Raw genomic sequence first — 24,696 nt, 5'->3', positions numbered from 1 at the left:
AGGCCGGTGACACTCCCCGTTCAATTTAGGGGCGCCTCACCTGTGACCTTGTTAACACCGGGGTCGACACCGAGCCCGGCACCGTGCCCGGCACCCACCGGGGGGGGGGGGGGGGGGGTGGCCCCGGCGGGAGGGAGCCCGCCCCGGCATGCGTCGGTTACCGTGGAACGGATGAGTACCGAGAGGGCGGCTGCCCACACCCCAGACACCGAGCTCGTAGACGATGCGCTCGCGCGCTTCCACGGCGTGATCCCCGCGGGAGGCACCGGCACGCGGCTGTGGCCGCTCTCACGGGCGGCCGCGCCCAAGTTCCTGCACGACCTCACCGGTTCCGGCAGCACCCTGATCCGTGCCACCTACGACCGCCTCCGCCCCCTCTGCGACGGGCGGATCATGGTCGTCACCGGCATCGTCCACCGACGCGCGGTGCTCGCGCAGCTCCCGGAGATCGAGGACCTGAATCTCGTCCTCGAGTCGGAGCCGAAGGATTCCGGGGCCGCGATCGGGCTCGCCGCCGCGATCCTGCACCGGAGGGACCCGCGCATCATCATGGGGTCGTTCGCAGCCGACCAGGTGATCGCGCCGGTCGACGTCTTCCAGGACGCGGTCCGTGAGGCCATCCAGACGGCCGCCCGCGGCTTCATCGTCACCATCGGCATCAAGCCGACCCACGCGTCGACCGGCTTCGGGTACATCAGGGCCGGCGAGCCCCTCGCCGTGGACGGGGCGCCGAGCGCGCACGCCGTCATCGAATTCGTGGAGAAGCCCTCGCAGGAGGTCGCCGACGGCTACATCGAGAGCGGCAACTACTCCTGGAACGCCGGCATGTTCGTGGCCCCGGTGGACCTCATGCTCAAGCACCTGTCCGCCAACGAGCCCGAGCTCTACGCCGGCCTCGCCGAGATCGCGGAGGCCTGGGACACCCCCCGCCGGGTCGAGGTGGCCCGCCGCGTCTGGCCGACGCTGCCGAAGATCGCCATCGACTACGCCGTGGCGGAGCCCGCCGCGGCCGCGGGCGACGTCGCCATGATCCCCGGCGAGTTCAGCTGGGACGACGTCGGCGACTTCGCGGCCATCGGACGGCTGAACCCGGCCGAGGAGAACAGCGAGCTCACGGTGATGGGGGAGGGTGCGCGCGTCTTCTCCGAGAACGCCTCGGGCATCGTCGTCTCGGACACCAAGCGGGTGATCGCGCTCATCGGGATCGACGACGTCGTCATCGTGGACACCCCCGACGCCCTGCTCGTCACTACCAAGGAACACGCCCAGGAGGTCAAGAAGGCCGTCGAGAGGCTCCGCGCCAGCGGCGACACCGACGTGCTCTAGGAGGGCAAGGAATCGGACGGCGGAGGCGCGGGAGCAATGAAGTGCCGCCCGCGGGCCGCCGGTCGGTAGGCTGAGGGCGTGGAAACGTTCAGCGCCCAGAGCCCCCCTGCCTCACGGGTCGGTGCATCCCTCGACACGCTGCTCGACGAGCTGACCGGCATCCGGCGTGACATCCATCGGCATCCCGAGCTGTCCTTCAAGGAGCACCGCACCTCGGACCTGCTCGTCGCACGGCTCCGGCAGGCGGGTCTCGTCCCGCAGCGGCTGCTGGGCACCGGCGTCTTCGTGGACGTGGGCCAGGGTCCGCTTCGCCTCGGTCTGAGGGCGGACATCGACGCCCTGCCGATCGTCGAGGAGACGGGCCTCGCCTACGCGTCGGCCTCGACCGGCGTGACGCACGCCTGCGGCCACGACATCCACACGACGGTGATGCTCGGCGTCGCCCTCGTCCTCGCCGACCTGGACCGCGAGCAGCCCCTGCCCGGCACGGTGCGGATCATCTTCCAGCCCGCCGAGGAGATGATGCCCGGCGGCGCCCTGGACGTCATCGACCAGGGCGTGCTCACCGGCCTGCCGCGGATCCTCGCCCTGCACTGCGACCCGCGGATCGACGTCGGCCTGGTCGGCACGCGCATCGGCGCCATCACATCGGCGTCGGACACCATCCGCGTCGAGCTCAGCGGTCGCGGCGGCCACACCTCGCGCCCGCACCTGACCGAGGACCTCGTGTTCGCGCTGGCGTCCATCGCCGTGAACGTCCCGGCCGTGCTCTCCCGCCGGATCGACGTGCGCAGCGCCGTCTCCCTCGTGTGGGGACAGATCCACGCCGGGTCGGCCCCCAACGCGATCCCGGCGCACGGCTACATGTCGGGCACGCTGCGCTGCCTCGACGCCGATGCGTGGAAGTCCGCCGGCGAGCTGCTCGACCGCGCCGTCCGCGAGGTCGCGGCGCCGTTCGGCGTGACCGTGAAGCTGGAGCACACCCGCGGTGTGCCCCCCGTGGTGAACCAGGAGGCGGAGACCGGCCTGCTCGAGGCCGCCGCCCGCGCCGAACTCGGCCCGGGCGCCGTCGTCCTGACGCCGCAGTCCATGGGAGGCGAGGACTTCGCCTGGATGACCCAGGAGGTGCCCGGCGCCATGATGCGGCTGGGGACCCGCACGCCCGGCGGGGAGACCTACGACCTGCACCGCGGCGACTACCGGCCGGACGAGAGGGCCATCGGCTACGGCATCCGCGTCATGACCGCCGCCGCCCTCCGGGCCGTCCTCGGCGCCGACGCGTAGCCGGGCGTCCGGCACCGCCGGACAGGTGCTCAGCAACCTGTGCATAACGAAACTCGAACGATCGGCGCCCTCGGTGTGCCCGTGTAGTGTTCCCCGTCACTTGGCCCTTAGGATGTTCGCATACGTGCTGCACCGACGGTGTCGCGGCGCCACGGTCTTCCAGTGACAACAGAGCCTCGGACCAATCGTGTCCGGGATGGACACTCGCTGGCATTCCTTCCCGTGGCGCATATCTCTCCTGGAGGCATTTTGAAGAACTCACTGCGCAAAATTTCGCGCGGCACCGGCCTGTCCGCGGCCGTTCTCGGCGTATCGGCCCTCGTCCTCTCCGGCTGCGGGGCACCGCCGGCCGAAGAGGCGTCAGGCGGCTCGAGCGCCGAAGCGAATTCCGACTACCTCGGCTGCATCGTCTCCGACTCGGGTGGATTCGACGACCGCTCGTTCAACCAGTCCAGCTACGAGGGCCTGAAGAAGGCCGAAGCGGACCTCGGCATCGAGATCAACCAGGCCGAGTCGCAGGCCGAGACCGACTTCGGGCCCAACGTGGACAGCATGGTCCAGGGCGGCTGCAACCTCACCGTCACCGTGGGCTTCCTGCTCGCCGACACCACGAAGGCCGCCGCCGAGCAGAACACCGAGGCGAAATTCGCGATCGTGGACGACAACTCGATCGACCTGCCGAACGTCAAGCCGATCATCTACGACACGGCGCAGGCGGCGTTCCTGGCCGGTTACGCGGCGGCCGCCACGAGCGAGACCGGCAAGGTGGCCACCTTCGGCGGCATCAACATCCCGACCGTGACCATCTTCATGGACGGCTTCGCCGACGGCGTCACCTACTTCAACGAGGAGACCGGCGGCGACGTCCAGCTCCTCGGCTGGGACAAGGAGAGCCAGAACGGCACCTTCGTGGGCAACTTCGAGGACCAGGCAGCAGGCAAGACCAACACCCAGAACTTCATCAACGAGGGCGCCGACATCATCATGCCCGTCGCCGGTCCGGTCGGTTCGGGTACGCTCGACGCCGTCATCGAGGCCAATGCGGGCGGCAAGGACGTCAAGGCCATCTGGGTCGACTCCGACGGCTACGAGACCGCGGGCAAGGGCGAGGAGTTCATCCTGACCTCGGTCATGAAGCTCATGGGCGATGCCGTCGAGGACGTCATCAGCACCGACGTCGAGGGCAACTTCGACAACACCCCGTACGTGGGCACCCTCGAGAACGGCGGCGTGGCACTGGCGCCGTTCCACGACCAGGAGGCCAACGTCCCCGCCGATCTGCAGGCGACGCTCGACGGCCTGAAGGACCAGATCGTCTCGGGCGAGATCACGGTCGAATCGGCGGCCAGCCCGAAGTAGCACGGCAGCGCACCAGGACCGCCCTCCTCCCGCGGGGTCACCCCGGGAGGAGGGCGGTTTGCATTCGAGGCCGGTCGGTGCACCGATGCGCCGCCCGGTATCCTTCACGTGGCTTCCGCTCGATCCAGCGACGAGTCAGGACACGACAAGAACAGAACAGGTTGGATGAGTTGTGAAACTCGAACTGATCGGCATCACGAAGCGATTCGGATCGCTCGTCGCCAACGACTCCATCGATCTCGTCGTCGAACCGGGACAGGTACACAGCCTGCTCGGTGAGAACGGGGCCGGGAAGTCGACGCTCATGAACGTGCTGTACGGGCTGTACGACCCGACGGAGGGCGAGATCCTCGTCGACGACAAGCCGGTGACCTTCAAGGGACCCGGGGACGCCATGGCCGCCGGGATCGGCATGGTGCACCAGCACTTCATGCTCGTGCCGGTGTTCACCGTGGCGGAGAACGTGGCCCTCGGCAACGAGGCGACGAAGGCGGGCGGCATGCTCGACCTGCAGAAGACGCGCACGCGTATCCGGCAGATCTCCGACCAGTACGGGTTCGACGTCGATCCCGACGCCGTGGTCGAGGACCTGCCCGTCGGCGTGCAGCAGCGCGTCGAGATCATCAAGGCCCTCGTGCGCGACGCCGAGGTGCTGATCCTGGACGAGCCCACCGCCGTGCTGACACCCAAGGAGACCGACGAGCTGCTCGGCATCATGGGCCAGCTCAAGGCCGACGGGAAGTCGATCGTCTTCATCTCGCACAAGCTCCGCGAGGTCAAGGCCGTCTCCGACGTCATCACCGTCATCCGCCGCGGCAAGGTGGTCGGCACCGCGGACCCGGACGCGTCGACCACCGAGCTCGCGTCCCTCATGGTGGGGCGCTCGGTCAGCCTCACGCTCGACAAGAAGCCCGCGACCCCCGGCGAGGTGACCTTCAGGGTCCGCGACCTCACGGTCCAGGCCGCCAACGGCCAGCGCGTCGTGGACGGCCTCAGCTTCGAGGTGGCGCAGGGGGAGATCCTCGCCATCGCCGGCGTCCAGGGCAACGGGCAGACCGAACTCACGGAAGCCATCATGGGGCTCCAGGACCACGTCACGGGCTCGATCACGCTCGGCGGCGAGGAGCTCCTGGGCCGCAGCGTCAAGGACGTCATCCGCGCCGGCGTCGGGTTCGTCCCCGAGGACCGCAGCGTGGACGGGCTCGTCGGCACGTTCTCGGTCGCCGAGAACCTCGTCCTCAACCGCTACGACGACGACCCCTTCGCCCGGGGCCTGTCCATGTCACCCGCGGTCATCGAGCAGAACGCCGAGGAGAAGATCGCGGAGTACGACATCCGGACGCAGTCCGCGTCCGCGGCGGCGGGGACGCTGTCCGGCGGGAACCAGCAGAAGGTCGTCATGGCCCGCGAGTTCTCCCGGCCGCTCGAACTGTTCATCGCCTCGCAGCCCACCCGCGGCGTCGACGTCGGATCCATCGAGTTCCTGCACCGGCGCATCGTCGCGGAGCGCGACGGCGGCACACCCGTCATCATCGTCTCCACCGAGCTCGACGAGGTCCTGGAACTCGCCGACCGGATCGCCGTGCTGTACCGCGGGCGCCTCATGGGCATCGTGCCCGGCACGGCGTCGCGCGATGTCCTCGGCCTGATGATGGCCGGCATGGCCGGCGACGAAGCACTGGCCCAGGTACACGACGTTCAAGGAGGAAACCTGTGAGCCCGCAGGACGACAGACCGGCCAGCCCGGCGACCGACGGCGACGCTCCGCTGAGCCGTCGGGAAGCGAAGGAGGCCGCGCGCCAGGACGAGGTGCGGCGCGAGAACGCGGCGGAGACGGCGGGAGGGGAACTGCCCCCTCCCGCGGTGCCACCCACCGCGGCCGGTCTCGGCGGCGGAACCTCGCCCGAGTCGACGCTCCTGCAGCGCATCATGACCGGGAACGCGCTCGTCGCCTTCCTCTCCGTGATCCTCTCGCTGGTCCTCGGCGGCCTGCTCATCGCCGTCACCGACGAGGACGTGGCACGGGCGTCGTCGTACTTCTTCAGCCGGCCGCAGGACACCCTGGCGGCGGCCTGGGCCGCGGCGTCGAGCGCGTACATCGCCCTCTTCCAGGGCTCGGTGTTCAACTTCCAGGGGGAGACCTTCGCCCGGATGATCTACCCGCTGACGCAGACGCTGACGGTCGCCACGCCGCTCATCTGCGCCGGCCTGGGTGTGGCGCTCGCGTTCCGCGCGGGCCTGTTCAACATCGGCGCGCAGGGCCAGATCCTCATCGGTGCGACCTTCGCGGGCTGGGTCGGCTTCACGCTCCACCTCCCGGCCGGCATCCACCTGCTCCTGGTGATCCTCGCCGGCATGGTCGGCGGTGCGATCTGGGCCGGGATCGTCGGGCTCCTCAAGGCACGCACGGGCGCCCACGAGGTCATCCTGACCATCATGTTCAACTACATCGCCGTCAACCTGGTCCTCTACTTCCTGAGCACACCGGCCTTCCAGCGGCCGGGGTCCACGAACCCCATCAGCCCCCAGCTCGACGCGACGGCGCTCTACCCGCCGCTGCTCGGCGCGGGGTTCCGCCTGCACTGGGGCTTCGTCGTCGCCGTGCTGGCGACGTTCTTCGTGGCATGGCTGCTCAACCGCTCGACGGTCGGCTTCGAGCTGCGCGCCATCGGCGCCAACTCGAGCGCGGCCCGCACCGCCGGCATCAACGTCAGCAAGGGCTACATCCTGGCGATGGCCATCGCCGGTGCCCTCGCGGGACTCGCGGGCGTGGCACAGGTGTCCGGCACCGAGAAGGTGCTGACCTCGGGGGTCGCTGCGAGCTTCGGCTTCGACGCGATCACCGTCGCCCTGCTCGGGCGTTCCACCCCGTGGGGCACCTTCGCGGCGGGCATCCTGTTCGGCGCGTTCCGCGCCGGCGGGGTGACCATGCAGGCGTCGACCGGCACCAGCATCGACATCGTCCTCGTGGTGCAGTCGCTCATCGTCCTCTTCATCGCAGCGCCGCCGCTCGTCCGCGCGCTGTTCCGCCTCCCCGCACCCGGCGCCTCCCGTGCCGGCAAGGGCGGCTCCACGACCCGTACGCCAGCCTCGACCGGAGCAGCAGCATGAGCACAGCAACCACCGAAGCGCCCGCGCACGGCGCCCGCGACGGCGGCGACGCCCGCGTGCGCAGCTGGAAGACCCCGATCATCCTCGCCGTCGTCGCGCTCTTCTCCCTCCTGGTCTTCGCGATCGGGGCCCCGGCCAACGACGTCACGTTCCGCCTCTCGGAGGACGGCGACGCGATCGTCCTGCCCCCGCTCGTGGTGTCGGCGCCCGTCGTCGGCTGGATCGCCGCCCTCGGGATGATCGCCCTCGCGGTCATCGCGTTCCTGCGGACGCGCTCCGGCCGGAAGGTGCCCACCTGGGTGCCGGCCGTGTTCGCCGTCCTGTTCCTCATCGCCTTCCTGACCTGGGTGGTGGGCAGTGCCCGCACCCCGAACGTGGCCCTCTACGGGCTCCTTGCCGGGTCGGTGACCCTCGCGGTCCCGCTGATCTTCGGTTCGCTCTCGGGCATCCTGTGCGAGCGCTCCGGCGTCGTCAACATCGCCATCGAGGGGCAGCTGCTGTTCGGCGCCTTCGCCGCGGCCGTCGCCGGGTCGCTGTCCGGCAACGCGTTCGTCGGCCTCCTCGCCGCGGCCGTCGCCGGCGTCCTCGTGTCGCTGGTCCTCGCCGTCTTCAGCATCCGCTACGTCGTCAACCAGGTGATCGTCGGCGTCGTGCTCAACGTGCTGGTCTCGGGGCTCACCGGCTTCCTGTTCTCCGCCGTCCTCACCGAGGACCCGGAGCGGTGGAACTCGCCGCCGCGCCTGCCCATCATCGAGATCCCGCTGCTCTCGGACCTCCCCGTGATCGGGCCGATCCTCTTCGAGCAGACCATCGTCGGCTACCTGATGTACGTGGCGGTCGCCGTCATCTACGTGGAGCTCTTCCATTCCCGCTGGGGCCTGCGGACCCGCGCGGTCGGGGAGCACCCGAAGGCCGCCGACACTCTGGGCGTCAACGTCAACCGGGTGCGCTTCACGAACGTGCTCCTGGCCGGTGTCGTCGCGGGCATCGGCGGGTCCTTCTTCACGCTCGTCGCCGTCTCGGGCTTCGGGCGCGACATGACGGCGGGCGCGGGCTACATCGCGTTGGCGGCCATGATCTTCGGCCGGTGGAATCCGATCGGCGCGTTCTTCGCTGCCCTGCTGTTCGGCTTCGCCACGAACCTGTCCAACGTGCTCAGCCTGCTCGGCACCCCGGTGCCGGACCAGTTCCTGCGCATGCTGCCCTACGTGGTGACGGTCTTCGCCGTCGCGGGCCTCGTGGGCCGCTCGAGGGCGCCGGGAGCCAGCGGCATCCCGTACATCAAGGGCTAGGAGCACCCCTCATGAACGAGACCACCACCCCGGCCGGGATCCCCTGGGACACCCTCACCGCCGCCGCGACGGAGGCGATGAGGAACGCCTACGTCCCTTATTCGAAGTTCCCCGTCGGAGCGGCGGCACTCCTCGACGACGGCCGGATCGTCTCCGGCTGCAACGTGGAGAACGCGTCCTACGGGCTGACGCTGTGTGCCGAGTGCGCGCTCGTCAGTGCGCTGGCCATGAGCGGCGGCGGGCGCATCAGGGCCTTCAGCTGCGTGGACGGCGAGGGCAACACCCTCATGCCGTGCGGGCGCTGCCGCCAGCTGCTGTACGAGTTCCGGGCCCCGGACATGGTCCTCCTGACCGTCAGCGGCATCCGCACCATGGACGAGGTCCTGCCGGACGCCTTCGGACCCCAGCACCTCGCCTGAGCACCCGGCCCACGGGGCGCGGCCCGACCGGCCGCGCCCCGCGCCGCCCTTCCCGTCGTCCACACCCACCCCGCCGAACAGATCCGAGGATCCCCCATGACCGAAGCCTTCGACGCCGTCGACATCATCCGCATCAAGCGCGACCACGGCATCCTCTCGCCCGAGCAGATCGACTGGACCATCGACGCCTACACGCGCGGCGCCATCGCCGACGAGCAGATGGCCGCCCTCAACATGGCCATCCTCCTCAACGGCATGGACCGCGCCGAGATCTCCCGCTGGACGGCCGCGATGATCGCCTCGGGCGAGCGGATGGACTTCTCCTCGCTCGGCCGCCCCACGAGCGACAAGCACTCCACCGGCGGGGTGGGGGACAAGATCACCCTGCCGCTGGCCCCCCTGGTCGCCGTGTTCGGCGTCGCGGTGCCGCAGCTCTCCGGCCGGGGCCTCGGCCACACCGGCGGGACCCTGGACAAGCTCGAATCCATCCCCGGCTGGCAGGCGCACCTCAGCAACGAGGACATGCTCCGCCAGCTCGCCGAGGTGGGCGCGGTCATCTGCGCGGCCGGCACGGGCCTGGCGCCCGCCGACAAGAAGCTGTACGCGCTCCGCGACGTCACCGGCACCGTCGAGGCCATCCCCCTCATCGCGTCCTCGATCATGAGCAAGAAGATCGCGGAGGGCACCGGCTCGCTCGTCCTCGACGTCAAGGTGGGCAGCGGCGCGTTCATGAAGGACGAGGCCCGTGCCCGTGAGCTGGCCGAGACCATGGTGGCGCTCGGCAAGGACGCCGGCGTGAACACCGTCGCGCTCCTCACGGACATGAGCACCCCGCTCGGGCTCACCGCCGGCAACGCGATCGAGGTCGAGGAGTCCGTCGAGGTCCTCGCGGGCGGGGGCCCGTCCGACGTCGTCGAACTCACCGTCCGCCTCGCCGAGGAGATGCTCGCCTGTGCCGGCGTGCACGACGCCGATCCCGCGGCCGCCCTGAAGGACGGTCGCGCCATGGACGTGTGGAACAGGATGATCGAGGCGCAGGGCGGCGACCCGCGCGCGGCCCTGCCGGTCGCGAAGGAGTCCGAGATCGTCCTCGCCCCGGCGGACGGCGTCCTCGTGGGCCTGGACGCGCTCGCGGTGGGTGTCGCCGCGTGGCGCCTCGGTGCCGGCCGTGCCCGCAAGGAGGACCGGGTGCAGGCGGGCGCCGGCGTGCGGATGCACGCGAAGCCCGGGGCCACGGTGCGCGCGGGGGAGCCGCTGATGACGCTGCTCACCGACACCCCCGAGAGGTTCGAGCGTGCACGCGAGGCGCTGGCGGACGCCGTCGTGATCGCGCCCGAGGGATCGCGCCCGGCGCAGCGGCTCATCATCGACCGCATCGCCTAGTCCTCCCACGCGGGCGCCCGGCAGGGTGAACCCCTAGGGGCTTGCGCGGCCGGTCTCATCCCTCGGGGTGAGACCGGCCCCTGCGCAGGTCGCCCGGAAGGCCGACGACCCGGCCCCGGGTGCGCCGGTAGCGTCGGAGCCGGACGCCCGTCACGGAGGTACGGGGCGACGACGGCAGGAGCCCACGATGGATGCGATCACCACTGCCCTGGACGGCATCGGCGCCGGCGTCCTCGCAGCGGCGGGAGAGCCCTGGGTGTACCTCCTGGTCCTCGCCTGCTGCGTCGTCGACGGCTTCTTCCCGCCCGTGCCCAGCGAATCCGTCGTCGTCGGGCTGGCGTCCCTCATCCTCACGCAGGGGGTGCCCGACCCGTGGCTGCTGGTCCTGGTCGCGGCGCTCGGAGCCTTCCTCGGCGACAACATCGCCTTCCTCCTCGGCCGATGGATCGGCACCGAACGGTTCCGGTGGATGCGGCGGCCCCGGATGCAGCGCTCCTTCACCTGGGCGGGCAGGGAGCTCACCAGGCGCGCGGCCTCGCTCATCCTGGTGGCGCGCTTCATCCCGATCGGCCGGGTCGCGGTGAACCTCACCGCGGGCGCGACCGGCTACTCCCGGCGCCGCTTCGTGGCCCTCACGGCCCTGTCCGGGGTGGTGTGGGCCGGCTACTCCGTCGGGATCGGCGCCGTCGCGGGCACGTGGTTCCAGCACAACCACCTGCTCGGGGTCGCCGTGGCCGTCGGGATCGCCGTCGTGATCGGTCTCGTGACGGACCGCGTGATCGCCCTCGTCCGCGGCTCGACCCCGCTGCAGGCCACGCGCGATGAGTCCGACGGGGAGCCCACCGGGGGGTCCGCCGGCGAGGCCCGGGGCCGGCCCGAACCGGCCCACGGGGCGGGCCCGCGCTGACGCGCATCGCGTAGGCTGGCAGCGTGACCCAGACCCAGAACGACGCCGTCCCCGACGCTGCCATCGACATCCGGACCCTCCCGAAGGTCTCTCTCCACGACCACCTCGACGGCGGGCTGCGGCCGGCCACCATCCTCGAGCTCGCCGCCGCGATCGGCCACGAGCTGCCGGCCTCCGACGCCGAGTCCCTCGGTGCCTGGTTCCGCGAATCCGCGGACTCGGGCTCCCTCGAGCGGTACCTCGAGACGTTCGACCACACGATCGCCGTCATGCAGACACGGGACGGGCTCATCCGCGTGGCGCGGGAGTTCGTCGAGGACCTCGCGCTCGACGGCGTGGTCTACGGCGAGGTCCGCTGGGCCCCCGAACAGCACACCCGGCAGGGCCTGAGCCTCGACGAGGCCGTCGAAGCCGTGCAGGAGGGGCTCGAGGCGGGCGCCGCCGCGGCGATCGCCGCCGGCCGCGTCATCCAGGTGGGCCAGCTCGTCACCGCGATGCGGCACGCCGACCGCGGCCAGGAGATCGCCGAACTCGCCCTCCGCCACCGCGACCGCGGGGCCGTCGGCTTCGACATCGCCGGTGCGGAGAACGGCTTCCCGGCGTCCCGCTTCGCCGACGCCTTCACCTTCCTCGCCTCCGAGCAGTTCCCCGTGACCGTCCACGCGGGAGAGGCCGCCGGCCTGGACAGCATCCGGGACGCGCTCGTCGCCGGGCGTGCGCTGCGCCTCGGCCACGGCGTCCGCATCGCCGAGGACATCGAGATCGAGGAAGCCGCGGACGAGCAGGCCGCCGACGGCGAAGAGGTGGGCATCGCGAACCTCGGCCTGGTCGCGTCGTGGGTGCGGGACCGGGGGATCGCGCTCGAGCTGTGCCCGTCCTCGAACCTGCAGACCGGGGCCATCGAGGCCTTCGGCACCACGATCGACGCCCACCCGTTCGACCTGCTCTACCAGCTGGGCTTCAAGGTCACCGTCAACACCGACAACCGCCTCATGAGCGGGGTCACGCTGACCGGTGAGTTCGAGCTGCTCGTCGAGACCTTCGGCTACGACCTCGGCGACCTCCTGGCCCTCACCCTGAACGCCGTCGACGCCGCGTTCCTGCCGCTCGAGGACCGCGAGGCCCTGGCCGAGTACGTCGCCCAGCGGTTCGACGCCGCCGCCGGGCTGGCCTCCGCCTGAGCTCCGTGGAGGACGCGGCAGGGGCGCGCGACGCCACGCCCGGGAACCCTCCGGGCGCGGCGGTGGAGCGCCTCGTCGAGGTGGTCGCCCTGCTGCGCCGCCACTGCCCGTGGACGGCCGCCCTGGACCACGCGGCGCTGCTCGGGTACCTCGTGGAGGAGACGTACGAGCTCTACGAGGCGGTCGACGACGTCTCGCGCGCCGGGACGCCGGAGCGGTCCCTCCTCGACGAGCTCCGGGGCGAGCTCGGCGACGTCCTGTTCCAGGTGGTCCTGCACGCACACCTCCGGGCCGAGGCCGGGTCCTTCGGGCTCGCCGAGGTGGCGGAGGGGCTCACCGACAAGCTGGTGCGCCGGAACCCGCACGTGTTCGCGACGGACGGGAGCCTGCGGGCCGCGACGCCCGGGCGTGACACGCCGTCGGTCGACGGCATCGTCGCCGCGTGGCAGGCCGTGAAGGCGCAGGAGCGGCCCGCCCGCACCTCACCGTTCGACGGCATCCCGCACCACCTCCCCGCGCTGGCCTTCGCCGCGAAGACCCTCGGGCGGGCGGGGGAGAGCAGCGCGGGGGAGGACCGGCCGGAGCAGCCGCAGGGCGTCGTGGCCGGGAGCGAGGCCGACCTCGGCCTGGAACTGCTGGCCCTGGTCCGCCGGGCGCTCGGCGCGGGCATCGACCCGGAGCGTGCCCTGCGCCGTGCCGTGCTGGACTACCAGCGGGATGTCCGCGACGGGGCCTGAGCCCGGGGACGGCCGGCCCGCCCGCGTCACAACCGCGTGACCCACGGCACCGCCGGGACGCAGGTGAACTAGGCTGGGAGCAACACCTCCGTTGCCCTGACAAAGACGTCCCAACAAGATGTTGACCCTACACTCCAACGAAGAGGAGCTATTCCATGGCCATTATCGATGCCATCCACGCGAGGGAGATCCTCGACTCCCGCGGAAACCCCACGGTCGAGGTCGAGGTACTGCTCGACGACGACACCTTCGGCCGCGCCGCCGTCCCCTCCGGTGCGTCCACCGGTGCGTTCGAAGCGAACGAACGCCGTGACGGCGAGAAGGACCGCTACCTCGGGAAGGGCGTCCTGCAGGCCGTCGAAGCCGTGATCGAGCAGATCCAGCCGGCCCTCCTCGGATTCGACGCCGCCGACCAGCGCGCGATCGACCAGGCGATGATCGACCTGGACGGCACCGAGAACAAGTCCAACCTGGGCGCCAACGCGATGCTCGGCGTCTCGCTCGCCATCGCCCGCGCCGCCGCGGAGTCCTCGACCCTCCCGCTGTACCGCTACCTCGGCGGACCGAACGCGCACGTGCTGCCCGTCCCCCTCATGAACATCCTCAACGGCGGATCCCACGCGGACTCCGACGTCGACATCCAGGAGTTCATGATCGTGCCGCTCGGCGCACAGACCTACTCCGAGGGCCTCCGCTGGGGCGTCGAGGTGTACCACGAGCTCAAGTCCGTGCTGAAGGAGAAGGGCCTGGCCACCGGCCTCGGCGACGAGGGCGGCTTCGCCCCCAACCTGCCGTCCAACCGCGACGCCCTGGACCTCATCACCACCGCGATCGAGCGCGCCGGGTACACGCCGGGCACCGACATCGCGTTCGCGCTCGACGTCGCCGCCTCCGAGTTCTACAAGGACGGCGCGTACCAGTTCGAGGGCAAGTCCCTCAGCACCCAGGAGATGAGCGCCTACTACGAGGAGCTCGTCCGCGACTACCCGCTCGTCTCCATCGAGGATCCGCTCGACGAGGACGACTGGGAAGGCTGGAAGCTCCTCACCGACTCGCTGGGCGACAGGGTGCAGATCGTCGGCGACGATCTCTTCGTCACGAACCCCACGCGCCTCGCCAAGGGCATCTCCACCCGGACGGCGAACTCGCTGCTGGTCAAGGTCAACCAGATCGGCACCCTGACCGAGACGCTCGACGCCATCTCGATGGCGCAGCGCGCCGGCTACACGACGATCACCTCGCACCGCTCCGGCGAGACCGAGGACACCACGATCGCGGACATCTGCGTGGCCACCAATGCGGGCCAGATCAAGACCGGCGCACCCGCCCGGAGCGAGCGCGTCGCCAAGTACAACCAGCTGCTGCGCATCGAGGAGGAGCTCGACGACGCCGCACGCTACGCCGGCCGCAGCGCCTTCCCGCGTTTCACGGCCTAGGTGATCCGCAGTTGATCGACAGGGCGGTTACCCTCGTTAGACGGGTTCCGTGAGGCACCCACGCGACCACACGCGACAGCATCGACGAGGAGCTCCATGACCGTCCGCCGCCCTAACGTGCCGCGAGCCGGCCGCCCGACGCCTGCGGCGGAGGAGCGGCCGGTCCCGGGGACGTCCAAGGGCCAGCCCCCTGCCCACGGCTCCCGGGCCGTCGGGCCTTCCACGCAGCCCGGACCCGGTACGGGCCCCCGGGGTACCGGCCACGCGCCGGCGACCTCCAGGGCCGCCGGGTCCCCGCGGAAACCGGCCACCCCGCGCGCCCCGGGCCCTTCGGCGACGAAGGATCCACGGCCCGCACCGGGCTCCGGCGGCACCTCTGCGTCGCGCGCCGGCGCGGGACCGGCCGGGACGACCCCGGCCCGTCCGCGGCCGGACGCCGCCGGGACCCCCGCGGCGTCGGCCTCCGCGGCCAGGGCGGCGGAACGGTCCCAGCTGGCCGGCAGCATCCGGCGCGGGCGGCTCGGGTCCAGGCGGGCGGAGTCGGTCATCGAGCCGGCCGAGGAAGCCACACCCATCCCGGCGAAGGCCTTCTCGGGACGCCTGCTGGCCCTCGCCGTCGTGCTCGTCGCGGTGATCGTGCTGCTGGCGCCGTCGGTGAGCCGTTACCTGCAGCAGCAGACCGAACTCGACGCCCTCCGGGCGGACATCGCCCGGCAGCAGCAGCAACAGGCCGACTACACCTCGGAGCTCGCGCGCTGGGACGATCCCGCCTTCGTGAAGCAGCAGGCCCGCGAGCGGATCTTCCTCGTGATGCCGGGCGAGACCCGCTACCTCGTCAAGGGCGGCGACGGCATCGAGGAGAGCACGGGGGAGGGCTCGGCCGCCGAGCCCGCCGACCTGCCCTGGGTGGACTCCCTGTGGACCTCGGTCGCCCGCGCGGCGACGGACTGAGCGACGGCACGCCGCCCCCGGGGCGGGCCCCGTCGGATCGGGTGCTGCGCCGGAGCGCATGCCCGCCGCGTACCAAGGAAGGAACAGCGTGACCCAGCACCGCCAGCACGACGCCCTCGAGGATCGACCGGCGACCGACAGCAGGACCCCGAGCGGGCGCGACCTCGACGTCCTCAGCCGGCAGTTGGGGCGTCCCGTCCGCGACGTCGTCGAGATCGGTGCCCGGTGCGTCTGCGGGAACCCGCTCGTCGCCACCACGGCCCCGCGCCTGTCCAACGGCATCCCGTTCCCCACCACGTACTACCTGGCGCACCCCGTCATCACCGCGGCGGTCTCCCGTCTCGAGGCCGACGGCGTGATGACCGGGATGAGCGACCGCCTCACCGAGGACTCCGGTCTCGCCGATCACTACCGGGCGGCGCACCTCGCGTACCTGGCGGCGCGCGACGCCGTCGGGGAACGCGCCGGCACGGGCCCGGTCCCGGAGATCGACGGCGTTTCCGCCGGCGGCATGCCGACACGGGTCAAATGCCTGCACGTGCTGGTGGGCCATGCCCTCGCGGCGGGTCCCGGCGTGAACCCGCTCGGCGACGAGGCGATCAGCCGCGTCGCCCCCTGGTGGACGCCGGAGCGCTGCTACTGCGACGGGGCATGGGACACCACGGGCCAGGCGCCCCACGCCGACCTCAGCAGACACACCAGGACCCAGGGGCTGAGCCCCGAGGAGCTCGAGGCGAAACGGGCGGCACGCCGCCGCGGCGCCGCCGACGCGGCCACGACCGCACCCCCGCGAGGAGAAGCCATGCGCACCGCTGCCATCGACTGCGGCACCAACTCGATCCGCCTGCTGATCGCCGACGTCCAGGACGGCGTGCTGACCGACGTCGTGCGCCTCATGCGCGTGGTGCGCCTCGGCGAGGGGGTCGACGCGACCGGGCGCCTGTCCGAGGCCGCCCTGGAGCGCACCTTCGCCGCGGCCGAGGAGTACGCGGCGCTGATCGCGCAGCACGGGAACCCGCCCGTGCGGTTCGTGGCGACGTCGGCATCGCGGGACGCCGAGAACCGGCAGGACTTCGTGGACGGCATCCGGGCACGCCTCGGCGTCGAGCCCGAGGTCGTCTCCGGGGACGAGGAGGCGCGACTCTCCTTCGACGGCGCCGTCAGCGTCCTGGCGACGGCCGCGGACGAGACCGTCCTCGTCATCGACCTGGGCGGTGGCAGCACGGAATTCGTGGCGGGCACGGCCGGGGGGCTGATCGGAGCCCTGAGCACCGACATGGGCTGCGTGCGCTTCACGGAGCGTTTCCTCCGGGACGACCCGCCCTCCGAGGAACAGATCGCGGCGATGGAAGCCGAGGTCCGGCACCTCGTCGACCAGGCCGCCGACGAGGTGCCGCTGCATGAGGTCACCAAGATCGTCGGCGTGGCGGGCAGCGTCACCACGGTGACCGCGCACGCCCTCGACCTGCCCGCTTACCAGCCCGACCGCATCCATGGGGCAGAGCTGCCCATCGCGGCGATCTCCGCGGCGGCCTCCGACCTCCTCCACCGGCCGCGTGCATCGCGCGCGTCGCTGCCCTACATGCATCCGGGCCGGGTGGATGTCATCGGTGCCGGCGCCCTCATCTGGCGGACGATCCTCGATCGCGTGGCGGTCCTGACCGGTGGGCGCGTCACCACCGCCGTCGCGAGCGAGCACGACATCCTCGACGGCATCGCGCTGAGCGTCGCCCGGCAGGGCACGTGAGCTGATGCCCACGCCAGCCCGCGCGGCCGTCCGGACGGGGACGGCCGTCGTCGTCGCCCTCACCGTCCTCCTGCAGGCAGCCCTGCCCGCCGCCGCCGACGAGGTGCGCGCCAAGGAGTACTGGCTCGAGGACTACGGCATCGCCGAGGCATGGACGACCACGGAGGGCGAGGGCGTCACGGTCGCCGTGATCGACAGCGGCGTGGATGCGACCCACCCGGACCTCGCCGGAGCCGTGGTCGGCGGGACGGACGCCTCCGGCGCCGGGGACCCGGGCGGACTGCGCGGCATCGGCGAGGTGCCGAGCCATGGAACCCTGGTCAGCACCCTCGTGGCGGGCCGCGGACACACCGACGCGGAGGCGCCGCCCGCCCCCGAGCCCTCCGACAGGGGCACCGCCCCGGCGGAACCCACGGTGGAGGCGGAGCCGTACTCCCAGTACGGGGAGGGTCCGGACGGCATCGTCGGCGTAGCACCGAAGGCCGACCTCCTCGCGGTGTCCGTCTGGATCGAGGGGCCCAACGGCGGCCCCAACCCGGCCGGCATCTCCGTCGACGAGCAGGTGCCCGACGCCGTCCGCTGGGCCGTGGACAACGGCGCGGACGTCATCAACATGTCGCTCGGCAGCACCAGCACGGCATGGCCCGAGAGCTGGGACGACGCCTTCCTCCACGCCGAGCAGAACGACGTCGTGATCGTTGCTGCGGCCGGCAACCGGGCCGGTGGACTGACCCAGGTCGGTGCCCCCGCGACGATCCCCGGTGTCCTCGCCGTGGCCGGCCTCGACCGGTCCGGCATGGCCAGCGACGAGGCCTCGAGTGAAGGCATCAGCATCGCGGTGGCGGCACCCTCCGAGAACCTCGTGGGAGGGCTCCCCGGCGGGTTCTACGCCGACTGGTCCGGGACCTCCGGCGCGGCGCCCCTCGTCTCCGGCGTGGCGGCCCTGATCCGGTCGCGGTACCCGGAGCTCACGGCCGCGGAGGTCGTCAACCGCATCATCGGTACGGCGAAGGACGCCGGGGCCCCGGGCTTCGACACCCTCTACGGCTACGGTGTCCTGGACGTGGCCGCGGCTGTGGGCAGCGACATCTCCGTGCCCGACCAGAACCGACTGGGCAGCATGGCCGAGTGGATCGAGCTGTACCGGCGGGGCGGCCAGAGCCCGGCGCCGGCTCCCGTGCCACCCAGCCGACCGGCCCCGGAGATCATCCCCGCCCCACCCGCCCCGCAGGCGGAGGATCCACTCGAGTCGGTCCACACCATCCCGGGCGTCGTGGTGGTCGGCTTCGCGGGCCTGATGTTCGCCGTGCTCGCGGGGGGAGCCCTGCACGTGGCTCACGTCCGGCGGCGCGAGGCGGCGGCCGGAGAACACAGGAGCGACGGCGGGCGGAGCGCCGAGGACGACGATCGGGGCCCGAGAGTGCTGCCGGGCCACCCACCGAGCTAGTGAAGATTTTCACAAAGTCCGGTAGCATCGAGGGATGGCATCGAACCCACACTTCTCTGATCGCCCGCGCATCCTCGTCGTCGGCGGCGGCTACGTCGGCCTGTACGTCGCGCACCGGCTCCAGAAAAAGGTCAAGGACCACGGCGGCATCGTGACGCTGGTGGATCCCCTGCCCTACATGACCTACCAGCCGTTCCTCCCCGAGGTCGCCGCCGGGAACATCGAACCGCGCCACGCCATCGTGTCCCACCGCAAGCACCTGAGGAAGACGGAGCTCATCTCCGGCAAGGTCACGTCGATCGACCACGCGGGCCGCACCGCGACGATCGCACCCTCGGGCGGCGGGGAGTCCTTCGAGCTCGGCTACACGGACGTCGTCGTCGCCGCAGGCTCCATCACGCGTACCTTCCCGATCGACGGCCTGAAGGACCAGGGCATCGGCCTGAAGACGATCGAGGAGGCCGTCGCCCTGCGCGACCGCATGCTCGAGCGCATCGAGACCGGCTCGGTCCTCCCCGAAGGCCCCGAGCGGGACCGCGCCCTCACCTTCGTGGTCGTCGGCGGCGGCTTCGCCGGCATCGAGACCATCACGGAGATGGAGGACGCAGCCCGTGACGCCGTGAAGGCCAACCCGCGCCTCAGCCGCAGCGACCTGCGCTTCGTCCTGGTCGAGGCCATGGGGCGCATTATGCCCGAGGTCACGGCCGAGCAGGCCGAGTGGGTCGTCGAGCACCTCCGGTCACGCCAGATCGAGGTCCTGCTGAACACCTCGCTCTCCAGCGCGGTGGAGGGCACGCTCAAGCTCATCAACATGCCGGACAAGACCCCGGCCGACGAGTTCGGCACCGACACCCTCATCTGGACGGCCGGTGTGCAGGCGAACCCCGTGGTCCGCTCCACGGACTTCCCCGTGGACGAGCGCGGCCGCGTCCGTGCCTCCCCGGAACTCCGCATCACCGGCGACGACGGACCCATCGAGCACGCCTGGACCGCCGGCGACGTCGCGGCCGTCCCCGACCTCACGGGCGGGGGAGTGGGAGGCTTCTGCGTCCCGAACGCCCAGCACGCCGTCCGCCAGGCCAAGCTGCTGGCCGCCAACATCCTCGCTGCGAACTACGGTGTGGACGAGGTCAAGGAATACCGCCACACCAACCTCGGTGCCGTCGCCGGCTTCGGCCAGTTCAAGGGTGTCGCGAACATCATGGGCTTCGGCATGAAGGGTTTCCCGGCGTGGCTGGCGCACCGCGGCTACCACGGCTTCGCGATGCCCATGTACGAGCGCAAGGCACGCGTCATCGTCAACTGGAGCCTGAGCTTCCTGTTCGGTCGGGACCTCGCTCCGCTCTCCGACCTGCAGACCCCCCAGCGCCAGTTCCGCGAAGCGGCCACCCCGGCGCCGAAGAAGGACACCGCGCTGCAGAGCCAGCCGCCCACCCCGGCGGGCAAGGCGGCCTCCGCGAAGGCGACGGCCTGAGCACCGCGCACCACCCGTGAGGAGAACGACGGCGGCCCGCCCCGGGCCGCCGTCGTTCTGCTTCGCCCCGCCGGATCTGCCGCCGCCGAGGGACCGAGCCTGCCCTCCGCGGTAGGCTGGAGCGTCCGGCCGGCCCCAGTAGCCCAATGGCAGAGGCAGCAGACTTAAAATCTGTTCAGTCAGGGTTCGAGTCCCTGCTGGGGCACTTCTCCCGCGCGAGTGGCCACCGGATCGGTCCGCTGAATGGCCGCGGAAGTGTCCGGCCGCCATCGATCGACGGGATACTGATCAGTGCCCGCTGTCAAGAGTGGGATCTGTCGGCTGTGACGAGCGTTACAAGGATGTAACCGGATTCCCTTATCTCGGACACGAAATTGGATTAGCTTTTCCATAAGCCAGGAACACCTGGCAACACGCATCAAAGGCAGCAAGAGCCTTTCGGTCGAGGAGACTAATTCATGACTGCAACACGCAACTCCGCGCGTTTCGGCATTGGGGAGAACGCCCCGCGCGCGGCGAAGATCGCTGCCCTGAGCCTGGGCGTCGCGCTCTTCGCCTCCGGCTGCGGTGGCGGCGGGACCACGGGTTCCGAGGGCGACGGCGGCGACAGCGGCAGCACGGAGACCACGGCGGCCGCGGGCGCATCCGCGCTGGCGTGTCCCGAGAGCGAGGGTGGGACCGGCGAGGAGCAGGGCGAGAAGGGTGATCCTGCGGCCGTACCCGCCAGCGAGACCACGAGCCCCCAGCCGCTGAAGCTCGGATCCATCCTGCCGACCACCGGGACGCTCGCGTTCCTCGGCCCGCCGGAGATCGCGGGCGTCAACCTCGCCGTCGAGGAGGTCAACGCGGCCGGCGGTGTGCTGGGCCAGGACATCTCGATCACGCATCGCGATTCCGGCGACACCACGACCGACATCGCCACGCAGTCCGTGACCGACCTGCTGTCCCAGGACGTCAGCGCCATCATCGGCGCCGCGTCCTCGGGTGTGTCGAAGACCGTCATCAACCAGATCACGGGTGCCGGCGTCGTGCAGTTCTCGCCCGCCAACACCTCGCCGGAGTTCACCACCTGGGACGACAAGGGCCTGTACTTCCGTACCGCTCCCTCGGACGTGCTCCAGGGACGCACGCTCGGCAACTACATCATGGAGTGCGGCGCGCAGACCGTCGGCATGATCACGCTCAACGACTCCTACGGCACCGGCCTGCAGAGCAACATCCAGGAGGTCATCGAAGGGGCAGGCGGGCAGGTCGTCGGCAACGAGATGTTCAACACCGGCGACTCCCAGTTCTCCAGCCAGGTGGACGCCATCGCTGCGGCGAATCCCGACGCGATCGTCCTCATCAGCTTCGACGAGGCCAAGAGCATCGTGCCGCTGCTGGTCGCCAAGGGTATCGACGCCAGCTCGATCTTCATGGTCGACGGCAACACCTCCGACTACAGTGCCGACCTCGATCCCGGCACCCTCGAAGGAGCCCAGGGCACCATCCCCGGCCCCTTCACCGGGACCGGATTCCAGGAAGCACTGGCCACGGTCGATCCGAACCTGAACAGCTATGCCTATGCGGGCGAGAGCTACGACGCCGTGAACCTCATCGCGCTCGCCTCCGAGGCGGCGGGGAGCGTCGAGGGCACGGCCATCTCCGAGCAGCTCGCAGCTGTATCGAAGGACGGCACCAAGTGCTTCGACTTCGCGGGCTGCGTCACGCTGCTCCGTGAGGGCGAGGACATCGACTACGACGGCATCTCCGGTCCTGTCTCCTTCGACGAGAACGGTGATCCCACCGAGGCCGCCATCGGTATCTACAAGTACGACGCCGACAACAAGCCCCAGCCGAGCCGTTCCGAGGTCGGCAAGCTCTAGGGACTGTCCGGTGTGTCACCCCGACCGGTGACAGAGGCGACACGGCCCCGGCCGCCCTTCCCCGGAAGGCGCGACCGGGGCCTTGTGCTGCCCGGACACACGCCGTCGGGCCCTGCCGTCCCCGCGATCAGTCGACGCCCGGCGGACGCCTGGAGAGGGCGTAGGAGGGCTCGCGGACGCGGCGTGCCCACTCGTACGTCGCGGCGCCGGAGAGGGGATGGAGGATGGCGTCGAAGCGGAGATCCCTCTCCTCCGCCTCCGGGGCCAGGACGAGGGTGAGGGTGCCGAAGTGCTGCCACGCACCGAGCGGCGTCGCGAAGAACAGACCGAGCCGCCAGGTCGAGGGTCCGAGGGCGCGTTCGAGCGCACGGAGTGACGCGGGCAGCCCGGCGGGGTCGAGCGTGCGCGCGCCGAGCAGCACCGGGCCGTGGTCGCCGCGGTAGGGCATCATCGTGCCGAACGGCGTGCGCGAGAGCCGGAGCCTCGGCACGAGGACGAAGCGGCCGGGGACGGACCAGCCGGTCGAGGACAGCAGGATGTCCGAGAAGGTCGAGGGCCCCGCCCCGTTGTCCGGGTGATGAACCCGCACCGCGAGTCCCATGATGTCCGGCAGGCCGTCCGGAGTGCCGACCGAGCGCGAGACACGGGCCGTCGCGGGGGCCCGCCCCGGCTGATCGATCCACGCGATCCCGCTGTGCAGGCCGTGCTCGTGGACCACGACCGTGCCGTCGAGCCGCAGCCCGCGGGTGTGGATCGGGCGGTGCCGGCGGACGCGCTTGATGCCCCGGAACACGCCTTCGAAGCCCTTCCCGATCGCGCTGCTGGCCAGTCCTGCCATGAGTCGTCCTTCCCGGGTGCACGCCGTCCGGCGTCCTCCTGCCAAGGTAGCGGGCCGGACACGGCAATGGGCGGAACCGTTCCCGGTTCCGCCCATCCCTTGCGCTTCACGCCTCCTTGCGGTGCGGACCTCAGGCGGTGTCGGCCAGGGTGCCGAGGTACAGCTGGATGACCTTCGGGTCCTTCATCAGCTCGCGGCCGGTGCCCGTGTAGGCATCCTTGCCCTGGTCCAGCACGTAGGCGCGGTCGCAGATCTGCAGGCAGCGGCGTGCGTTCTGCTCCACCATGATCACCGAGACCCCGGCCCTGTTGATCTCATGCACGCGCAGGAACGTCTCGTCCTGCTTCACGGGCGAGAGGCCGGCGGAGGGCTCGTCCAGCAGCAGTACCGCGGGATCCATCATGAGGGCCCGGCCCATCGCGACCATCTGGCGCTCCCCGCCGGAGAGCGACCCCGCCCGCTGCGCCCGCCGCTTGGCGAGTTCCGGGAAGAGGCTCGCGACGAAGTCGAAGCGCTCCTTGAAGTCCTTGGGCCTCTGGTACATGCCCATCTGGAGGTTCTCCTCGATGGTCAGGGTGGAGAAGACGTTGTTGTTCTGCGGCACGAAGCCGACGCCCAGGCTGACCAGCTTGTTCGCCTTCAGGCCCGTGAGGTCCTGCCCACGGACGATGACGGTGCCGGAATGCACCTTCACGAGTCCGAACATCGCCTTCAGGAGCGTCGACTTGCCGGCCCCGTTCGGGCCGATGATCCCGATGAGCTCACCGCGGCGTGCCTCGATGCTGCACCCGTTGAGGATGTTCACGCCGGGCAGGTAGCCCGCCACGAGATCGGTGACCTTGACGACGGAGTCGCCCTCGAATTCAGCCATTACTTCGTCTCCTCGTCCTTGTGGGCGGAGCCTGCGGTGCGCGGCTCGCCTCCGAGCTCGATGACCCCGCGGCCGAGGAGGCCTTCGTCCTCGGTGCCGATGACCGATTCCTCGTCGTGGGCGAGTTCCGCCTCGAGGCGCTCGATGCCCTCGGCGTCGCCGAGGTCCACGTCGTGGTGGGCCCCCAGGTAGGCGTCGATCACGGCCTGGTCCTTCATGACGATGGCGGGCGGACCCTCCGCGACCACCTTGCCCTCGGCCATGACCACCACCCAGTCGGCGATGTGGCGGACCATCTGCATGTCGTGCTCGACGAACAGGACGGTCATGCCCTCCGCCTTCAGGTTCTTGATGTGTTCCAGCAGGGACTGCGTGAGCGCCGGGTTGACGCCCGCCATCGGCTCGTCGAGCATCACGAGCCGCGGCCGGACCATGAGCGCCCGCGCCATCTCGAGGAGCTTGCGCTGCCCGCCGGAGAGGGACGCCGCGTAGTCGTCGCGTTTGGCGTCGAGCTTGAACTTCTCCAGCAACACCTCCGCCTGCTGCGTGATCTCGCGTTCCCGGCCTCCCCAGATGCCCTTGAACAGGGCCCGGCCGAGGCTCTCGCCGGGCTGGTCCGCGGCACCGAGACGCATGTTCTCCATGACGGTGAGCTTGCCCATGACCTTGGTGAGCTGGAACGTGCGCACCATGCCCATCCGTGCCACCTTGTGCGAGGCGACCTTCGCGAGCGGCTTGCCGTCGAACTCCCAGTCGCCGCTGTTCGGGGTGTCGAACCCGGTGAGCAGGTTGAACAGCGTCGTCTTGCCGGCGCCGTTGGGGCCGATCAGGGCGGTGATCTTGTGCCGCGGGATCTCGAGGTGCTCGACGTCGACGGCGTTGATGCCGCCGAAGCTGCGGGTCACCTTCCGGGCGACCACGATGGGATCGCGCTTGCTGCACCCCGGCCTCGCCTCCCCGGTGGCGATGGGCTCGGAGTCCGTCATGTAGTCCTGGCCCGGCGGGGCCGCACCCGCCGCCGAGCCGCCCAGGACGCCGCCGGCCGGGGCTGCCGCGGCGTGGGCGCCG

The 24,696-nt window shown here is 70.9% G+C and carries 20 protein-coding genes and 1 tRNA gene; 18 read left to right on the top strand and 3 right to left on the bottom strand.

Annotated features, from left to right (window positions below):
* The first annotated feature begins 171 nt into the window (after positions 1 to 171).
* From AC4D2E_RS09700 to AC4D2E_RS09615, 18 genes are all read left to right on the top strand, one after another.
* A complete protein-coding gene (locus AC4D2E_RS09700) occupies positions 172 to 1,326 on the top strand; it encodes a mannose-1-phosphate guanylyltransferase (RefSeq protein WP_104168465.1) in 1,155 nt (384 codons plus the stop codon).
* Between the two features lie 78 nt (positions 1,327 to 1,404).
* Positions 1,405 to 2,610, top strand: coding sequence for an amidohydrolase (locus tag AC4D2E_RS09695; protein WP_490910803.1), 1,206 nt, complete (start codon positions 1,405 to 1,407; stop codon positions 2,608 to 2,610).
* 249 nt (positions 2,611 to 2,859) lie between these two features.
* The gene (locus AC4D2E_RS09690) at positions 2,860 to 3,969 is read left to right on the top strand and encodes a BMP family lipoprotein (RefSeq protein ID WP_104168463.1); all 1,110 of its coding nucleotides are present in this window, start codon (positions 2,860 to 2,862) and stop codon (positions 3,967 to 3,969) included.
* Positions 3,970 to 4,141: 172 nt separating this feature from the next.
* On the top strand, positions 4,142 to 5,686 hold the full coding sequence (locus AC4D2E_RS09685; protein ID WP_490952464.1) for an ABC transporter ATP-binding protein: 1,545 nt from the start codon (positions 4,142 to 4,144) through the stop codon (positions 5,684 to 5,686).
* Positions 5,683 to 7,080, top strand: coding sequence for an ABC transporter permease (locus AC4D2E_RS09680; protein ID WP_490952463.1), 1,398 nt, complete (start codon positions 5,683 to 5,685; stop codon positions 7,078 to 7,080). The genes AC4D2E_RS09685 and AC4D2E_RS09680 overlap by 4 nt, the downstream gene beginning before the upstream one ends.
* Positions 7,077 to 8,372 (top strand): ABC transporter permease, encoded by a 1,296-nt coding sequence (locus AC4D2E_RS09675; RefSeq protein WP_490952462.1) that lies wholly within the window; start codon positions 7,077 to 7,079, stop codon positions 8,370 to 8,372. Before AC4D2E_RS09680 ends, AC4D2E_RS09675 begins: the two co-directional genes overlap by 4 nt.
* Before the next feature lie 11 nt (positions 8,373 to 8,383).
* Positions 8,384 to 8,791: a cytidine deaminase gene (locus AC4D2E_RS09670; RefSeq protein WP_490952461.1), complete on the top strand. Its 408-nt coding sequence runs from the start codon at positions 8,384 to 8,386 to the stop codon at positions 8,789 to 8,791.
* A gap of 96 nt (positions 8,792 to 8,887) precedes the next feature.
* Complete coding sequence (locus tag AC4D2E_RS09665; protein ID WP_490952460.1) at positions 8,888 to 10,174, top strand: thymidine phosphorylase; 1,287 nt, start codon at positions 8,888 to 8,890, stop codon at positions 10,172 to 10,174.
* A 208-nt stretch (positions 10,175 to 10,382) separates the two neighbouring features.
* Positions 10,383 to 11,081, top strand: coding sequence for a DedA family protein (locus tag AC4D2E_RS09660; RefSeq protein ID WP_490952710.1), 699 nt, complete (start codon positions 10,383 to 10,385; stop codon positions 11,079 to 11,081).
* A 23-nt stretch (positions 11,082 to 11,104) separates the two neighbouring features.
* Positions 11,105 to 12,262, top strand: coding sequence for an adenosine deaminase (locus tag AC4D2E_RS09655; RefSeq protein WP_490910797.1), 1,158 nt, complete (start codon positions 11,105 to 11,107; stop codon positions 12,260 to 12,262).
* Between the two features lie 5 nt (positions 12,263 to 12,267).
* Positions 12,268 to 12,999 carry a MazG nucleotide pyrophosphohydrolase domain-containing protein gene (locus AC4D2E_RS09650; protein WP_490952459.1) on the top strand — a complete coding sequence of 244 codons (732 nt, stop codon included), beginning with the start codon at positions 12,268 to 12,270 and terminating at the stop codon, positions 12,997 to 12,999.
* Between the two features lie 155 nt (positions 13,000 to 13,154).
* Positions 13,155 to 14,435: a phosphopyruvate hydratase gene (gene eno, locus AC4D2E_RS09645; RefSeq protein WP_490952458.1), complete on the top strand. Its 1,281-nt coding sequence runs from the start codon at positions 13,155 to 13,157 to the stop codon at positions 14,433 to 14,435.
* A gap of 96 nt (positions 14,436 to 14,531) precedes the next feature.
* On the top strand, positions 14,532 to 15,386 hold the full coding sequence (locus AC4D2E_RS09640; RefSeq protein WP_490952457.1) for an FtsB family cell division protein: 855 nt from the start codon (positions 14,532 to 14,534) through the stop codon (positions 15,384 to 15,386).
* A gap of 88 nt (positions 15,387 to 15,474) precedes the next feature.
* Complete coding sequence (locus AC4D2E_RS09635; RefSeq protein WP_490952456.1) at positions 15,475 to 17,133, top strand: DUF501 domain-containing protein; 1,659 nt, start codon at positions 15,475 to 15,477, stop codon at positions 17,131 to 17,133.
* A gap of 4 nt (positions 17,134 to 17,137) precedes the next feature.
* On the top strand, positions 17,138 to 18,580 hold the full coding sequence (locus tag AC4D2E_RS09630) for a S8 family serine peptidase (protein ID WP_490952455.1): 1,443 nt from the start codon (positions 17,138 to 17,140) through the stop codon (positions 18,578 to 18,580).
* A gap of 34 nt (positions 18,581 to 18,614) precedes the next feature.
* Positions 18,615 to 20,054, top strand: coding sequence for an NAD(P)/FAD-dependent oxidoreductase (locus AC4D2E_RS09625; RefSeq protein ID WP_490910792.1), 1,440 nt, complete (start codon positions 18,615 to 18,617; stop codon positions 20,052 to 20,054).
* Between the two features lie 132 nt (positions 20,055 to 20,186).
* Positions 20,187 to 20,259, top strand: a tRNA-Leu gene (locus AC4D2E_RS09620).
* 253 nt (positions 20,260 to 20,512) lie between these two features.
* Complete coding sequence (locus AC4D2E_RS09615) at positions 20,513 to 21,919, top strand: ABC transporter substrate-binding protein (RefSeq protein WP_490952454.1); 1,407 nt, start codon at positions 20,513 to 20,515, stop codon at positions 21,917 to 21,919.
* A gap of 127 nt (positions 21,920 to 22,046) precedes the next feature.
* Here AC4D2E_RS09615 and AC4D2E_RS09610 read toward each other — a convergent pair whose 3' ends face one another.
* The 3 genes from AC4D2E_RS09610 to AC4D2E_RS09600 all read right to left on the bottom strand — a co-directional run bounded on the left by AC4D2E_RS09610 (position 22,047) and on the right by AC4D2E_RS09600 (position 24,614).
* On the bottom strand, positions 22,047 to 22,757 hold the full coding sequence (locus AC4D2E_RS09610; RefSeq protein WP_490952453.1) for a hypothetical protein: 711 nt from the start codon (positions 22,755 to 22,757) through the stop codon (positions 22,047 to 22,049).
* A gap of 130 nt (positions 22,758 to 22,887) precedes the next feature.
* Positions 22,888 to 23,628 (bottom strand): ABC transporter ATP-binding protein, encoded by a 741-nt coding sequence (locus tag AC4D2E_RS09605; RefSeq protein ID WP_043444082.1) that lies wholly within the window; start codon positions 23,626 to 23,628, stop codon positions 22,888 to 22,890.
* Positions 23,628 to 24,614 (bottom strand): ABC transporter ATP-binding protein, encoded by a 987-nt coding sequence (locus tag AC4D2E_RS09600; RefSeq protein WP_104168814.1) that lies wholly within the window; start codon positions 24,612 to 24,614, stop codon positions 23,628 to 23,630. Before AC4D2E_RS09600 ends, AC4D2E_RS09605 begins: the two co-directional genes overlap by 1 nt.
* Positions 24,615 to 24,696: the final 82 nt, after the last annotated feature.

The organism is Arthrobacter sp. TJ-265 (assembly GCF_058269135.1).
This window is presented reverse-complemented; position numbering and strand designations above follow the sequence as displayed.

What these genes read in the sequence shown, in the direction of transcription:
- AC4D2E_RS09700 (WP_104168465.1), top strand. Translation starts at nt 172, where the DNA reads ATGAGTACCGAGAGGGCGGCTGCCCACACCCCAGACACCGAGCTCGTA.
- AC4D2E_RS09675 (WP_490952462.1), top strand. Translation starts at nt 7,077, where the DNA reads ATGAGCACAGCAACCACCGAAGCGCCCGCGCACGGCGCCCGCGACGGC.
- AC4D2E_RS09670 (WP_490952461.1), top strand. Translation starts at nt 8,384, where the DNA reads ATGAACGAGACCACCACCCCGGCCGGGATCCCCTGGGACACCCTCACC.
- AC4D2E_RS09665 (WP_490952460.1), top strand. Translation starts at nt 8,888, where the DNA reads ATGACCGAAGCCTTCGACGCCGTCGACATCATCCGCATCAAGCGCGAC.
- eno (WP_490952458.1), top strand. Translation starts at nt 13,155, where the DNA reads ATGGCCATTATCGATGCCATCCACGCGAGGGAGATCCTCGACTCCCGC.
- AC4D2E_RS09640 (WP_490952457.1), top strand. Translation starts at nt 14,532, where the DNA reads ATGACCGTCCGCCGCCCTAACGTGCCGCGAGCCGGCCGCCCGACGCCT.
- AC4D2E_RS09630 (WP_490952455.1), top strand. Translation starts at nt 17,138, where the DNA reads ATGCCCACGCCAGCCCGCGCGGCCGTCCGGACGGGGACGGCCGTCGTC.
- AC4D2E_RS09625 (WP_490910792.1), top strand. Translation starts at nt 18,615, where the DNA reads ATGGCATCGAACCCACACTTCTCTGATCGCCCGCGCATCCTCGTCGTC.
- AC4D2E_RS09615 (WP_490952454.1), top strand. Translation starts at nt 20,513, where the DNA reads ATGACTGCAACACGCAACTCCGCGCGTTTCGGCATTGGGGAGAACGCC.
- AC4D2E_RS09610 (WP_490952453.1), bottom strand. Translation starts at nt 22,757, where the DNA reads ATGGCAGGACTGGCCAGCAGCGCGATCGGGAAGGGCTTCGAAGGCGTG.
- AC4D2E_RS09605 (WP_043444082.1), bottom strand. Translation starts at nt 23,628, where the DNA reads ATGGCTGAATTCGAGGGCGACTCCGTCGTCAAGGTCACCGATCTCGTG.
- AC4D2E_RS09600 (WP_104168814.1), bottom strand. Translation starts at nt 24,614, where the DNA reads ATGACGGACTCCGAGCCCATCGCCACCGGGGAGGCGAGGCCGGGGTGC.